The following is a 13114-nucleotide window of genomic DNA, read 5'->3' as shown; positions in this document are numbered from 1 at the left end:
GGAACCTGAACATGCGTCCCGTCACCCTCTACAGCCTGATGCACCGGACCGGAGAGACCCGCACCGCCCACTGGAGGCCGGAGCGTCTATCGACCGACACCGCCCGCTCGTGCATCCGGCGCGGCCGCCGCAACGCCGCGACCGTGAACGTCTACGAGACCACCGACCGCCAGGGCACCGCCCTGCACGTCGCCTACGTCCACCACGGGTCCGACCTCTACGAGGGGGTCGACTTCGTCACCGACATCTACGAGATCCCCACGACGGCCCTCACCGACCTGTAGGGGCGCTCGGCACATCGTCACGCCATGGCCAGAGCTATCACCACTTGGTGATAGTTACGGCCCCCTGGCTGCCTGACCATCGACGTCACGGGCCCGGCCGCTCACCTCTCACAGCGCCGGCCGGGCCCGCCTTTCCCTTCACTTCGGAAGGACCCTTCAGTGAAGCACCCCGACGACGAGAACGAACTCTTCTCCCGACTCGAAGCCGACATGGCCGCCGACTTCGGCGCCGACGTGGTCGACCTCGACAAGGCCCGCACAGCCCGCGCCGAGTCGCCCGACTCCGCCACCCGCCCCGGACCCGACCCGTCGGGCATCGGCACCGCCGACGAGTCGGGCGACCCGTCGGCCCGCCGGTTGGTCGACGGCCCGGACGTGGCCGGGCCCGGCTACCTCGGGCGACTGGCCGGGGCCAAGCGGCGGGCGATCGTGCCCGCGTGGCTCAAGTCGACGGCCGAGTTGAAGACCGCGGCCGGGTGGGTGGCCGGTCACTACGCCCACCTGACCGGGTACCACGCTCTCCGAACCCCGGTCTATGCCGGGCGTCTCGTGTTCCAGGCGCCGCGTGGGGCCGCCCGATTCGTGGGCGGGACGCTGCGGTGGGTGGCCGACCGGGAGGGCGAGCCGGTCCGACTGGCCGCGGTCCGGCGCGAGGACGTCGGCGAGTACCTCAAGCTCTCCCGCCAGCGCGACGGCCGCGTGCGCCTGCGGACCCTGGTCGCCACCCTCGCCAGCCTGATCGGGTTGGGCGCTGCCCTCGCCCTCTACGTCCTGGCCCCTGGGTGGCTCCAGGCCGTCTCCCTCAGCGCGCTGCTACTGGCCCTTGGCGCGGCCGGCGAGCAGGCCGACGCCCCGGTGGTCCACAGGGCTGTGGAGATGACCAAGGCACCCAAGCTCACCTCCGACATCGTCCTGCGCGCCCTCGGAGCCCTGGGCATCGCCCCGATCTCGCAGGCGCAGGCCAAGGGCCGCGATGGGTTCACCTTCACCGCCCCGATCACCCGCGACGGGCCCGGCTGGCGAGCCGAGGGAGACCTCCCCTACGGCGTGACCGTCACCGACGTGATCGAGCGCCGCGACAAGCTCGCCTCCGGCCTGCGCCGGCCGCTGGGGTGCGTGTGGCCCGAGGCCGTCCCCGACGAGCACACCGGCCACCTCGTCCTGTGGGTCGGGGACCAGGACATGACCAAGGCCAAGAAGCCCAAGTGGCCCCTGCTCACCGCCGGGTCCGTGGACCTGTTCAAGCCCGTCGCGTACGGCACCGACCAGCGCGGACGCTGGGTGGAAGTCACGCTCATGTTCATCGCCGGGGTGATCGGTGCGATCCCGCGCATGGGTAAGACGTTCCTGCTCCGCCTGCTCCTGCTGATCGCTGCTCTGGATCCGCGGGCGGAGCTGCACACCTACGACATGAAGGGCACCGGCGACCTCGACCCGGTCGGCAACGCCGTCTCCCACCGCCACGCCGCCGGTGACGACGACGAGTCGATCGCCTACACCCTCGCCGACTTCCGCAGCCTGCGGGAGGAGCTGCGGCGGCGGGTGAAGGTAATCCGCTCCTTGCCGCGGGATATCTGCCCCGAGAACAAGGTGACCAGCTCACTTGCCGACAAGCGGTCGTTGGGGCTGCACCCGATCGTGGTCGGGGTGGATGAGTGTCAGGTGTTGTTCGAGCACCCCGAGCACGGCAAGGAGTTCGAGGAGATCGCCACCGACCTGGTCAAGCGCGGCCCGGCCACCGGGATCGTGCTGCTGCTGGCCACGCAGCGGCCGGACGCGAAGTCCTTGCCCACGGGCATTTCGGCGAACGCCTCGGCCCGCTGGTGCCTGAAGGTCATGGGACAGACCGAGAACGACATGGTCCTGGGCACCTCCTCCTACAAGCGCGGCATCCGGGCCACGATGTTCGCCTGGGGAGACAAGGGCATCCACTACTTCATGGGTGAAGGCGCCGACGCCCGGATCGTCGCCTCCACCTACATCGACGCCCCCGGCGCCGAAGCCATCGCCGCCCGCGCCCGCACCGTCCGCCAGAAGGCCGGACTCCTGACCGGTCACGCCCTCGGCGAGGCACCCGAGGCCGTCACCGGGCCGTCGTACGACTTGCTCGCCGACATCCTCGCCGTCGTCCCCGCCGCCGAGAAGCGGGTGTGGAACGAGCGGATCGCCGCCCGCCTCGCCGACCTGCGGCCCGAGGTCTACGACGGGTGGAAGGGCGAGAACGTCACCAGCGCCCTCAAGCCCCACGGCATCAAAACCGTCGACGTCGCCGGCACCACAGACGAGGGACAGCGCACCACCCGCCGCGGCATCGCCCGCGCCGACCTCACCAAGGTGGTTGCGGAGCGTAGCGATAAGCCGGGCGCCGCATAGTCCCGAACTGGTGCTACCGGTAGCAGGACGACCTGCTACCGGTAGCACCCCCGCTAGCACCCCAAACCGCATCTGATCTGGTCGCTAGCGCATAGCAGTCCACCTGCGAAAACCCTGGAAACCTGCCTGGGAGGGCCCTTCATGACCCCTGCCCTGCTCGCTATCGCATGCCTGCTTGCCGTCACTCTCTGCTACAGCGGTCTGTGTGCGGTCTCGCCGTTCGGGGCCTGCCGCAAGTGCCGAGGCTTCGGCTTCGCCCTCACCACCGACCGCAAGGGCCGCCCCAAGCGCGGCAAGCACTGCCGCCGATGCGACGGCCACGGCAAACGCATCCGCCTCGGCCGCTGGCTCTACAACCGCGCCGCGCGCATCCACCGCGCCGGCACCCGCTAACCCACGGAAGGCACACCAATGATCTTCACCATCTCGGCCGTTCTGCTCTTCGGCGCCGGATCGTATGTCGCCATCCGCACCAAGGCCGCTGGCGCCGGCGCCGCGGTCGTGCTGTTCCTCTTCGGCTTCTTCGCCGCCGGCACCGGCGCGTACGAGCCCATCACCAACGTCGTGAAGTCCACCGCCGAAGCCCTCACCGACCTCGCCAACTAGGAGCCCCGGTGCACGAGAACAAGCCGGTCGTCCACCACACGGTGCCGCTCCCGCCGCCCGCGGCGCCGTTGGTACCGCAGCACCACGTCAACCCGCCCGCGACGCTGCCCGAGGTGCAGACCGTCCAGCTCCCCGACGGCCGTCTCATCACTGGCTACGCCCTCACCCCCACCAAGACTCCGGAGCCCTACCGCGCCCGCCCGGCCATCAGTCCGCTCGCGGTGAACGTCGCCGTCGGCGGCATCGGCTTCCTCGCCGTCTGCGGCGGCCTGCTCCTGCTCACCACGTTCCTCACCGCCCTCGCGGCGCTGGTCCAGCAGCTCGTCATTCTCGCCGCGGTCCTCTTCGGCGGACTCATCGTCGTCGCGGCTCTGCGCCCCGGCTACGGCAGCCGCGCGCCGGCCGGGACGACGGTCCACATCCGGCGGGCCGTGATCAAGCGCAACCACTTCCACCACTAGCCAGGAGGAGCAGTGTTCGAGATCCGCATCATCTGCGAACCCACGGACAGCGACCGCGTCAGCGCTGCCCTGGCCACAGCCTTCACCACCGGCCACGTGCGTCAGTACGCCACCCGCGACGGCCGGCGTGCCCGCCTCTACCTGACCGCGAACCACCGCGCCGAGCCCGAGCAGCAGCTCACTCCCGAGGAGGCGTACGCGCTCGCCCCCAGCATCATCAGCGAGATCGGCTGGACCGCCCGGACCGCCGCCGACCGCCCGCTCTACGAGCAGCACGACCGGGAGTTCTGGCTCCGCAAGGCCGCGTTGCTGGACCGGATCGCCCTGAACGACGAGACGGACGGCACCCCCAACGACGCCGCCGACTTGGCCGTCCGCGCCGCACAGCGACTGATCGAGCTGGACGCCGCGCCCGCCAACAGCGACCCGCGCCAGTACATCCGCCAGCAGTACGCCACCTGGATCCACCAGCAGTAGCAACGCCGCGGCGGCGGGACTCCCCACCAAGGTCGCCCGCCGCCGCGGCCCTCCCTGCCGTCCGAAGACAGACAGGAGACCTCAAGCATGACCGAAGCTGTCCCCATCCGGCGAGAGCGCACTCCGCGCCTGCTGGATGCGTACTGCTGCCAGGGCGGCGCCGGCATGGGCTACCACCGCGCCGGGTTCGCCGTGACCGGCGTCGACAAGGACGCCCAGCCCCGCTACCCCCTCGCCTTCCACCAGGGCGACGCCATCGACTTCATCCGCACCTACGGACCAGGCTTCGCCTTCATCCACACCTCGCCGCCGTGCCAGCACGACACCGACTGCCAGCGCATCCAGGGCAACACCCACCCCGACCTGATCGCCCCCACCCGCGACGCCCTCAACTCGACGGGGCGGCCGTGGGTGATGGAGAACGTCCGGGGCGCCGCCCACAAGCTCCGCGAGCCGGTGATGCTGTGCGGGGCGATGTTCGGCCTGGCGACGTACCGGCACCGGTACTTCGAGACCGGCGGCGGCTTCACCCTCACCCCACCCCCGCACCCGGCCCACACCGCGCCGCAGGCCAAGATGGGCCGCCCAGTCCCCGACGGCTGGTACGGGCAGTTCGTCGGCAACTTCTCCGGCGTCCCCCACGCCCGCCGCGTCATGGACGTGCCGTGGATGAACCGCGACGGCATCCGCGAATGCATCCCCCCGGCCTACGCACAGTGGATCGGCCGCCAGGCCCTCGCACACCTCAGCGCAGGGGCGGTGGCCGCCTGACCGCCACCGGGCACCTGAACACCGCGCTCCGGCTCGCAGGTGCCGGCCTGCGGGTACTTCCGCTGCGGCAGGTCAAGCCGCGGTTTGAGAACTGCCCGGCGCCGTGGCACGACTGGGCCGCCGTCACGCCGACCCGGATGTCCTCACCTCGCCCTCGTGGGCAGGGGCCTGTCGGCAGGCCCACGCCGTCGCCTACCACCCCGGCGGCGCCGGGCTGACGGTTCTGTGGATCTCGATAGCGCCGAGCCGTCGCCTGAGCCTAGGAGGGCCTTCCGGCGACGAAGGTCGTGGCCACCCCCCGCGGCGAGCATCGGATCTGCCAGGGCGCCAAGGCTTCGGCGAACGGCGTCCGCAACGCCGTCGCCATCAAGTCCACGAGCGCTAACCCATCAACCAGATGGCCGCGACCTTCGTGCAGGCCGTCCCACGTCTGACCGGGACGGGCTGTCAGGCGCCTCGGTGGGCGCGCCAATGTGCGGCGAGCCAAACCTCGTGCTCCGGCCTGAGCTGGGCCACTGGCCGCTTGTCCTGCAACGCTGCATACATCGGGTAGCTGGCCAGTTCGTCAGCAACATCGATGAGCCCGGTATCCGGTTTGACGGTGATCTGGCCGCGGTCGAAGAGGCTGTGAATGTCGTTCCTCAGCAGCAGTCCGCCCCAGTCATGGTGCTCGCTCTCATCGGCATAGCTGTACAGGTGCGCTGCCTGGAGTGCTGCCGCGGGCGTCGGCCCGGTGAAAGCGCATACCTGGCCGTGGTCCTTGAGCAGCTGCTTGCGAAAAGGGGCTTGGCCCACCCGAGTACGGACGGTCGCCGTGCGGTGCCCACCTGCGATGCGCCGCCGGGATCCCGACGGCTCGCTGTCTCCCCCGCCCGCGGCAGGCTCTTCCGCCGGGGCCAAGTCGGCGGCCTCGACGGGGGCGAGTGCGAGGAGCGCATCACGCAGTGCCTCCCAGCGGGCCGAGCGCATGCTCAGCTGGGAGTCGGGCGAGTCACACAGGGCCCGCAACTGGGCACCGGTCAGCAGGCCTCGGCCGTCCATCCAGGTTTCGCCGTGCTGAGACCGGTAGGTGGTGACCTGCTTGGACCGGCTGGCCGGCACCTCGAAGAGAGCACCGCACTTGTTGCACCGGCAGGCGGGCTTGAGCTTCTTGCGCCTCTTGAAATCGGCCTTGCCGCAGTGCGGGCACGAGTAGAGCGTCTTGACCGTCGAGCCGGTCTCGATCCCGGAGATCACCCCAAGGCCCAGCAGCTGTTTCTTGTCCCACAGGGCAATCACGTCGCCCGCCTTCAAGTTTGCGTGGTTGGGAACGGTGTCGTCCCAGCTGTAGTGCCGGGACGGGTCGTCGTCATAACCGTCGTTCCCTCCGTGCTGCCGGTCCTCTCCCACAGCCAGCACCAGCCACGCCGTCGTCACAACGCCCCCCGAACCATCTGCTGAGCAACCCGGGACAGCCGCCCTCTCGCCAAAGAAACGCGGCTGCCCCGGCCAGTCCCTTCCACTGAACTGGAGGCATCCAGCATGACCCAACCCACCCACATCCGGCGAGGCCGAAGGCCCCGCCTTCTGGATCTCTGCTGCGGCGCAGGCGGCCTCGCGTCCGGATACCAGCGGGCCGGGTTCGACGTCGTCGGCGTCGACATCGCCCCGCAGCCCAACTTCCCCTTCGCCTTCCACCAGGCCGACGCCCTCACCTACCTCGCCCACCTGATCGACAGCGGCGAGATTCACCGCTACGACTTGGTCCACGCCTCGTGGCCCTGCCAGCGCTTCGCCCGCGTCACCGCCTGGCGCGGCGACCGGGACGAGCACCCCGACCTCCTCACCCCCGGTCGCCAGCTCCTGGACCAGGCGGGAGTGCCCTGGGTCATCGAGAACGTCCCGGAGGCGCCCCTGCGGCCCGACTACGTGCTGTGCGGGACGCAGTTCGGCCTGCGCGTGCGGCGCCACCGGGTCTTCGAGACGTCCTGGGGCGGCGGCGGGGACCTCCTTCCGCCCTGCTGGCACCACAAACAGCTGCTGGCCTTCGAGCACAAGGGCGAACGCGCCTACGCCAACGCCATGGGCTGCACATGGATGACCAACAAGGAAGCCCGCCAAGCCGTACCCCCCGCCTACAGCCACTGGATCGGCCAGCAGTACACCGCCCTGACCCGGGAGACCGCCGCATGAGCAGCCAGCTCGACATCGCCCTCGATCTGGCCACCATCGGCCTGCCGGTCCTGCCCCTGCGCGCCGGGAAGCGCCCCCTCAGGAACTGCCCGGCCTGCGCCCGCAGCGCGTGCGGCGACCGGCCGCACATGAAGGCCGCCGGTCCCTGCCAGTGCCCGGCCCCTTGCCACGGTTGGGCCGCGGGCACGACCGACCCGGACGTCCTCACGTCCGCAGCGTGGGCGGGAGCCTGGCGGCAGGCTCACGCGGTCGCCTACCACCCCGGCGGCGCCGGGCTCACCGTCGTGGACCTCGACAACACCGACGCAGTCGCCTGGGCCCGGGAAAGCCTTCCCCCGACCAGGACCGTGGCCACCACCCGGGGTGAGCACTGGATCTACCGCGGTGCCATGGGATCGGCAAACGGCGTCCGCGAGGCCGTCGACATCAAATCCACGAGCGTCTACGCCCGCTGGTGCGGTCCCGGCACCGGCACCATGGCGCCGCTGCCGGATGCCGTGCGCGCGCTCGTGGTGAAGGCGCCCAGGATGTTCCGGCCGGTGCCCTGCGCCGTGACCGTGCCCGCCGGCGGCGGGGAGTGCCGGCACCTCTCACCCACGTATCTGGAGCGGGGTATCGCCATGGCGGAGCAGCGCATCACCGAGGCCACCAGCGCGGTCCATGCCACCACGTACCGCACGTTCCTCGCGGTGCTGTCCGCGCACGGCCGATGCGGGTGCCTCACCGAGGCACACATCAGGCGCCTGTTCACCGCCGCGCAGGGCAAGGGCGAGTCCCTGCGGCACTGCGAGGCCGCCTGGGCCAACGCCCGTACGACGTTGGGGATGTAGATGTCCGACGACGACAAGACTCCGGCCCGCGAGGTCATCACCGACTACGCACGGGCCCACTTCCGATACTTCCGCACCGTCGAAGGAACCGTGTACGCGCAGCGCAACGGCCACCCCGTGGCCCGACCGATCCGCTCCCAGGGCACGACCGGCAGCCACCGCCAGGAACTCATGGTCGGCCTCTTCAACGACGGCCACGGCGTCTTCAACGGAACTTCCCTCAAGGAGGCGTTGGACTTGATCGAAGCACTCGCCCTCAGCCAGAACGTACAGCCCACCCACATCCGAGTAGCCCCCGGATTCGACGGCGCGACGTGGCTGGACCTGGGCCGCGACGACGGCAAGTCCGTCCGCATCCACCCCACCGGCTGGGACATCCTCACCCCCGACCCCCGCGAGGTGTCCTGGCGCCGCACCCAGCTCACCGGCGAACTTCCCCTTCCCGAGAAGGACACCAACGGCAAGGGCATCGACGCGCTCCTGCGGCTATGCAACTTCGCCAACGCCGAGAGCGAGTGCCTGGCCGTCGCGTGGCTCATCGGCTGCCTGGAGCCGTCCGTGCCCGTGCCGGCGCCGTTCCTGACCGGCCCCCAGGGCGCAGGCAAGTCGACCGGCGGGCGGATGCTGGTGCGGGTCATCGAGGGCATGAGCGGTGACCTGCGCCGCGCCCCCAGGGACGAGGAGAACCTCATCACCGCGGTCGCCGCCGGGTGGGTCACCGCGCTGGACAACCTCTCCCACCTGCCGCCGGACCTCTCCGACCTGATGTGCTGCATCGTCACCGGCGCCGAGACCATCAAGCGCGCCCTGTTCACCGACGGCGACGTCGTCCGCTCCCGCTACCGCCGCCCCCTGCTCCTGACCGGCATCGACGTGGGCGTCATCCGCCCCGACCTCGCCGAACGACTCCTCCCCCTGCGCCTGGAGCGGCCCAAGGTTCGCAGGACGGAAGCGGAGCTGTGGGCCGAGTACGGGCAGATCCTGCCCGTCATCCTCGGCTCGCTGCTCGACCTCACCGTCAAGGTGCGCGCCACCCGGGCCGACATCCCCACCGACCTGCGCATGGCCGACTTCGCCCACCTGTGCGCGCAGCTCGACGCGGCCACGGGCCTGGCCGCGCTGACCGCCTACCGGGCCAACCTCGACGACCTCAACGACGACGTCATCGAAGGCGACCTGCTCGCCCAGACCGTCCTCAAGCACGCCGCCGGCATCGACCCGGGCATGGATGTGCGGATGACGTCCACGGAGTGGCTGCACACCCTCACCCAGCTCTACAGCGGTGAGGACTGCCGGCCCCTGCCCAAGGGGTGGCCCACCACCGGCAAGGTCCTCTCCGACCGCCTCAAGCGCCTTCAGCCAACCCTCGCCGCCCGCGGCGTCCTGGTGGACTGGGGCCGCACCCGCGCCGCCCGCTACATCGAGATGGCGCGACCTGCCGCCCCGGCGCCCGACCAGCCGGACCCGATGTTCTGACCGGCGCCGCCGCCACGGTCCGGGCACAAGCAAGAGGAGCACCCCGCCCCCGGGGAGGCGTGCTCCTCTTGCTCTTCGGCGGCCGCGCCGCCGACCGAAGGACGCGCCGCGCAGCGGCTCCTTCTTCGCTCTTGAAGACCGCGCACCACAACAGACACCCCCCCTTCTCTTTTCCTAAGAGAAGGAATGCTGCGTCACCAGTGTCACGACGGCCCTGAAATGGCCTGTGACCTGCGCTCTCGCGGGTGACGCATCGGCCCACGGCTGTGTCATCGTGCGTCACTCGCGTCACCCGCCGACGTCCTCGGCGACCCGGGTGACACAAGCCGGTGACACACATCCGCACCCCTTGTCACCGAAAGCCGCAGGCCAGGCCCACAAATGACGCCGGTGACTTAGTGACGCAGAAATCCGGACCTCGGACACGCACGGACCTCCGAGAAGCCCAGAACCCAGCCCCGCAGCACGTCGGCAGGGGCACAGCACTCCCGCCAAGTCGCAACCACCGGAGGAGCAATGCTCGCCCAAAGCGACCTCCGCGCAACCCTGCGCGGCGGACTCCCCGACCGCTACCTCACCCCCGACGACATCGCCGAACTCTTCGGCGTGCCCGTGGAGACCGTCTACCAGTGGCGCAAGAAGCGCACCGGGCCGCCCGGATTCCGCGTCGGCAAGCACCTGCGCTACGACCCCGCTGACGTCTCCGCGTGGATCGCCGAACAGAAGCGGACGGACCTCAGCCAGGCCGCCTGACACCACCCATTGCCCAGGGGCGGGCCCACTCGGGTCCGCCCTCCTGCTTCCCAGAAAGGCCCAGAGTGGCAGGCCACATCCAGGACCGCTGGTACAAGACGGAGATCGGCCCCAACGGCAAGCCCCACCGGATCAAATCCGAGCGCCATGGCACCGGCATGCGGTACCGCGCGCGGTTCATCGGGCCCGACGGCACGGAGAAGTCCAAGAGCTTCCGCGACAAGCAGAAGCGCCTTGCCGAGAAGTGGCTGTCCAACATCGAGGCAGACATGTCGCGGGGGCAGTACATCGACCCCGCCGCCGGCCGGATCACGTTCAAGGAGTACGGGGAGAAGTGGCTCGCGTCGCAGACGACGGACGCGACCACGAGAACGTCCGTCGAAGTGCAGATCCGCAAGCACGCGTTCCCGTACCTCGGGACGCGACCGATGGACTCGTTCCGTCCGGAGCACATCCGCGACTGGCTCAGCGAGCTGGAGCAGGTCTTGCCGGCGTCCTCGTACCGCCGGGTCATCTTCGCGAGCGTGTCGGCCGTGCTCGCGGCCGCCGTCGATGACGAGCTGCTGGCGAGGAACCCGTGCAAGGCCCGTACGGTCCGGGCGCCCGCCCTGGTGGCTCCCAGGGTCAGGCCGTGGACGCCCCAACGGCTCCTCGCCGTGCGGGCAGCGCTGCCCAAGCGGTACCAGGCGATGGCTGACGTCGGCGGCGGCCTCGGGCTCCGGCAGGGCGAGATCTTCGGTCTGCCGGACGATCCGGACGACTTCCGGGGCGAGTGGCTCCGGGTGGCGAACCAAGTGAAGGTAGCGAACGGGCGGCTGGTCTTCGGCCCGCCCAAGCGGGGGAAGGAGCGCGACGTCCCGCTCCCCCGCCATGTCGCGCAGGCTCTACGGGAGCACCGGGAGGAGTTCCCGCCCGTGGACGTGACGCTGCCGTGGTTGAAGCCCGATGGGCCGCTGGTCACCAGACGACTGCTGTTCTCACTCCCGGGCGGGGGCGCGGTGCGGCGGACCGACTTCAACACGCGGGTGTGGAAGGCCGCTCTCGTCCAGGCCGGTGTCATTCCGGAGCCGCGGAAGGGCGAGCGTCACCAGGCCGCGCGCGAGCACGGGATGCACGCGCTGCGGCACTTCTACGCGTCCGTGCTGCTGGACGCCGGCGAGAACATCAAGGCGCTGAGCACGTACCTCGGGCACGGCGATCCAGGGTTCACGCTCCGGGTCTATACGCACCTGATGCCGAGCAGCCACGAGCGCACGCTGCGGGCGCTGGATGAGGTCTACCGGGCCGCCGGCGCGACGGCTGACGGCCCACAGACGGCCCAGGAGGGGTGAGACGGCTCCGGGCCGGTGGTCGATGACCACCGGCCCGGAGTGACGTGCGCGTCGAGAACCGCCGCTGACCTGCGGCTACAGCACCGGGAGGTTCTTGCGGAGTTCGAAGGCGGTGACCTCCGAGCGGTATTCCTCCCACTCCTGCTTCTTGTTGCGGAGGAAGAAGTCGAAGACGTGCTCGCCGAGGGTTTCGGCGACCAGTTCGCTGCGCTCCATCAGGGCGATGGCCTCGCCCAGGTTCTGGGGGAGGGGTTCGATGCCCATCGCGCGGCGTTCCGAGTCGGAGAGGGCCCAGACGTCGTCGTCGGCGCCGGCCGGGAGTTCGTAGCCCTCCTCGATGCCCTTCAGGCCGGCCGCCAGCAGGACGGCGTACGTGAGGTACGGGTTGGCGCCCGAGTCGATCGAGCGGACCTCGATGCGGGAGGAGCCCATCTTGCCCGGCTTGTACATCGGGACGCGGATCAGGGCCGAGCGGTTGTTGTGGCCCCAGCAGATGTACGAGGGGGCCTCGCCGCCCGCGCCGGCGCTGCGCGAGGAGCCGCCCCAGATGCGCTTGTACGAGTTGACCCACTGGTTCGTGACCGCCGAGGTCTCGCCCGCGTGCCGGAGGAGGCCCGCGATGAAGGAGCGGCCCACCTTGGAGAGCTGGTACTCGGCGCCGGACTCGTAGAAGGCGTTGCGGTCGCCCTCGAAGAGGGAGAGGTGGGTGTGCATGCCCGAGCCGGGGTACTCCGAGAACGGCTTCGGCATGAAGGTGGCCTGGACGCCCTGCTCCAGGGCCACCTGCTTCATGACCAGGCGGAAGGTCATGATGTTGTCCGCCGTGGACAGGGCGTCGGCGTAGCGGAGGTCGATCTCCTGCTGGCCCGGGGCGCCCTCGTGGTGGCTGAACTCCACCGAGATGCCCATGGACTCCAGCATCGTGATGGCCTGGCGGCGGAAGTCCATCCCCACGTTCTGCGGGGTGTGGTCGAAGTAGCCGGAGTTGTCCGCCGGCACCGGACGGGAGCCGTCCAGCGGCTTGTCCTTCAGCAGGAAGAACTCGATCTCGGGGTGGGTGTAGAAGGTGAAGCCCAGGTCGGAGGTCTTGGCCAGGATCCGCTTCAGGACGAAGCGCGGGTCGGCGAAGGACGGGGACCCGTCGGGCATCAGGATGTCGCAGAACATCCGGGCGGTGCCCGGTGCCTCCGCGCGCCACGGCAGTATCTGGAAGGTCCCCGGGTCCGGCTTGGCGATCATGTCCGACTCGTAGACACGGGCGAAGCCCTCGATCGCGGAGCCGTCGAAGCCGATGCCCTCGTCGAAGGCCTGCTCCAGCTCGGCGGGCGCCACGGCGACCGACTTCAGGAAGCCGAGCACGTCGGTGAACCACAGGCGCACGAAGCGGATGTCGCGCTCCTCGAGCGTCCGGAGGACGAATTCCTGCTGCTTGTCCATGCCTTCATCCTCGCAGTTCAGAGGGCCTGTGCACCACCAGCCGGGCATCGGGGGGCCGCCCCAGTATCGCCAGCCGTGGTTTCGGCCACATTACGGGCCCCCCGGTCCCTGTGACACCCCGCACTGACCGCGGCGCCGTCCTG

Annotated in this window: 14 protein-coding genes; 12 read left to right on the top strand and 2 right to left on the bottom strand. The window is 70.2% G+C overall.

Annotated elements, in window-relative coordinates; translation table 11 throughout:
- Positions 1 to 11 precede the first annotated feature (11 nt).
- From ACIQUR_RS08220 to ACIQUR_RS08190, 7 genes are all read left to right on the top strand, one after another.
- A complete protein-coding gene (locus tag ACIQUR_RS08220; RefSeq protein WP_403660238.1) occupies positions 12 to 284 on the top strand; it encodes a hypothetical protein in 273 nt (90 codons plus the stop codon).
- 159 nt (positions 285 to 443) lie between these two features.
- Positions 444 to 2657, top strand: coding sequence for a cell division protein FtsK (locus ACIQUR_RS08215; RefSeq protein ID WP_403660235.1), 2214 nt, complete (start codon positions 444 to 446; stop codon positions 2655 to 2657).
- A gap of 141 nt (positions 2658 to 2798) precedes the next feature.
- The gene (locus ACIQUR_RS08210) at positions 2799 to 3050 is read left to right on the top strand and encodes a hypothetical protein (RefSeq protein WP_403660232.1); all 252 of its coding nucleotides are present in this window, start codon (positions 2799 to 2801) and stop codon (positions 3048 to 3050) included.
- Positions 3051 to 3068: 18 nt separating this feature from the next.
- The gene (locus tag ACIQUR_RS08205) at positions 3069 to 3263 is read left to right on the top strand and encodes a hypothetical protein (RefSeq protein WP_403660229.1); all 195 of its coding nucleotides are present in this window, start codon (positions 3069 to 3071) and stop codon (positions 3261 to 3263) included.
- Between the two features lie 8 nt (positions 3264 to 3271).
- Positions 3272 to 3724: a hypothetical protein gene (locus ACIQUR_RS08200; RefSeq protein WP_403660226.1), complete on the top strand. Its 453-nt coding sequence runs from the start codon at positions 3272 to 3274 to the stop codon at positions 3722 to 3724.
- 12 nt (positions 3725 to 3736) lie between these two features.
- Positions 3737 to 4201: a hypothetical protein gene (locus ACIQUR_RS08195; protein WP_403660223.1), complete on the top strand. Its 465-nt coding sequence runs from the start codon at positions 3737 to 3739 to the stop codon at positions 4199 to 4201.
- An 87-nt stretch (positions 4202 to 4288) separates the two neighbouring features.
- Complete coding sequence (locus ACIQUR_RS08190) at positions 4289 to 4972, top strand: SAM-dependent methyltransferase (protein ID WP_403660220.1); 684 nt, start codon at positions 4289 to 4291, stop codon at positions 4970 to 4972.
- A 447-nt stretch (positions 4973 to 5419) separates the two neighbouring features.
- Here ACIQUR_RS08190 and ACIQUR_RS08185 read toward each other — a convergent pair whose 3' ends face one another.
- A complete protein-coding gene (locus tag ACIQUR_RS08185; RefSeq protein ID WP_403660217.1) occupies positions 5420 to 6388 on the bottom strand; it encodes an HNH endonuclease in 969 nt (322 codons plus the stop codon).
- Between the two features lie 105 nt (positions 6389 to 6493).
- Here ACIQUR_RS08185 and ACIQUR_RS08180 point away from each other — a divergent pair, with 105 nt between their 5' ends.
- The 5 genes from ACIQUR_RS08180 to xerC all read left to right on the top strand — a co-directional run bounded on the left by ACIQUR_RS08180 (position 6494) and on the right by xerC (position 11534).
- Positions 6494 to 7144, top strand: a complete 651-nt coding sequence (locus ACIQUR_RS08180; protein WP_403660214.1) for a DNA cytosine methyltransferase — start codon at positions 6494 to 6496, stop codon at positions 7142 to 7144.
- On the top strand, positions 7141 to 7974 hold the full coding sequence (locus tag ACIQUR_RS08175) for a bifunctional DNA primase/polymerase (RefSeq protein WP_403660211.1): 834 nt from the start codon (positions 7141 to 7143) through the stop codon (positions 7972 to 7974). The genes ACIQUR_RS08180 and ACIQUR_RS08175 overlap by 4 nt, the downstream gene beginning before the upstream one ends.
- Positions 7975 to 9450, top strand: a complete 1476-nt coding sequence (locus tag ACIQUR_RS08170; protein WP_403660208.1) for an ATP-binding protein — start codon at positions 7975 to 7977, stop codon at positions 9448 to 9450.
- Between the two features lie 516 nt (positions 9451 to 9966).
- Positions 9967 to 10203, top strand: a complete 237-nt coding sequence (locus tag ACIQUR_RS08165) for a helix-turn-helix transcriptional regulator (protein WP_403660205.1) — start codon at positions 9967 to 9969, stop codon at positions 10201 to 10203.
- A gap of 65 nt (positions 10204 to 10268) precedes the next feature.
- The gene (xerC, locus tag ACIQUR_RS08160; RefSeq protein ID WP_403660202.1) at positions 10269 to 11534 is read left to right on the top strand and encodes a tyrosine recombinase XerC; all 1266 of its coding nucleotides are present in this window, start codon (positions 10269 to 10271) and stop codon (positions 11532 to 11534) included.
- 75 nt (positions 11535 to 11609) lie between these two features.
- Here the strand turns inward: xerC and ACIQUR_RS08155 are convergent, their stop codons facing one another.
- The gene (locus ACIQUR_RS08155; RefSeq protein ID WP_403660199.1) at positions 11610 to 12971 is read right to left on the bottom strand and encodes a glutamine synthetase family protein; all 1362 of its coding nucleotides are present in this window, start codon (positions 12969 to 12971) and stop codon (positions 11610 to 11612) included.
- Positions 12972 to 13114 lie beyond the last annotated feature (143 nt).

The sequence above is a fragment of the Streptomyces sp. NPDC101132 genome (assembly GCF_044759225.1).
Lineage (GTDB): Bacteria > Actinomycetota > Actinomycetes > Streptomycetales > Streptomycetaceae > Streptomyces.
The sequence above is the reverse complement of the archived record's forward strand: the minus strand, read 5'-3'. Positions and strand labels throughout refer to the sequence as shown.

What these genes read in the sequence shown, in the direction of transcription:
- ACIQUR_RS08170 (WP_403660208.1), top strand. Translation starts at nt 7,975, where the DNA reads ATGTCCGACGACGACAAGACTCCGGCCCGCGAGGTCATCACCGACTAC.
- ACIQUR_RS08210 (WP_403660232.1), top strand. Translation starts at nt 2,799, where the DNA reads ATGACCCCTGCCCTGCTCGCTATCGCATGCCTGCTTGCCGTCACTCTC.
- ACIQUR_RS08155 (WP_403660199.1), bottom strand. Translation starts at nt 12,971, where the DNA reads ATGGACAAGCAGCAGGAATTCGTCCTCCGGACGCTCGAGGAGCGCGAC.
- ACIQUR_RS08190 (WP_403660220.1), top strand. Translation starts at nt 4,289, where the DNA reads ATGACCGAAGCTGTCCCCATCCGGCGAGAGCGCACTCCGCGCCTGCTG.
- ACIQUR_RS08220 (WP_403660238.1), top strand. Translation starts at nt 12, where the DNA reads ATGCGTCCCGTCACCCTCTACAGCCTGATGCACCGGACCGGAGAGACC.
- ACIQUR_RS08180 (WP_403660214.1), top strand. Translation starts at nt 6,494, where the DNA reads ATGACCCAACCCACCCACATCCGGCGAGGCCGAAGGCCCCGCCTTCTG.
- ACIQUR_RS08205 (WP_403660229.1), top strand. Translation starts at nt 3,069, where the DNA reads ATGATCTTCACCATCTCGGCCGTTCTGCTCTTCGGCGCCGGATCGTAT.
- ACIQUR_RS08165 (WP_403660205.1), top strand. Translation starts at nt 9,967, where the DNA reads ATGCTCGCCCAAAGCGACCTCCGCGCAACCCTGCGCGGCGGACTCCCC.
- ACIQUR_RS08175 (WP_403660211.1), top strand. Translation starts at nt 7,141, where the DNA reads ATGAGCAGCCAGCTCGACATCGCCCTCGATCTGGCCACCATCGGCCTG.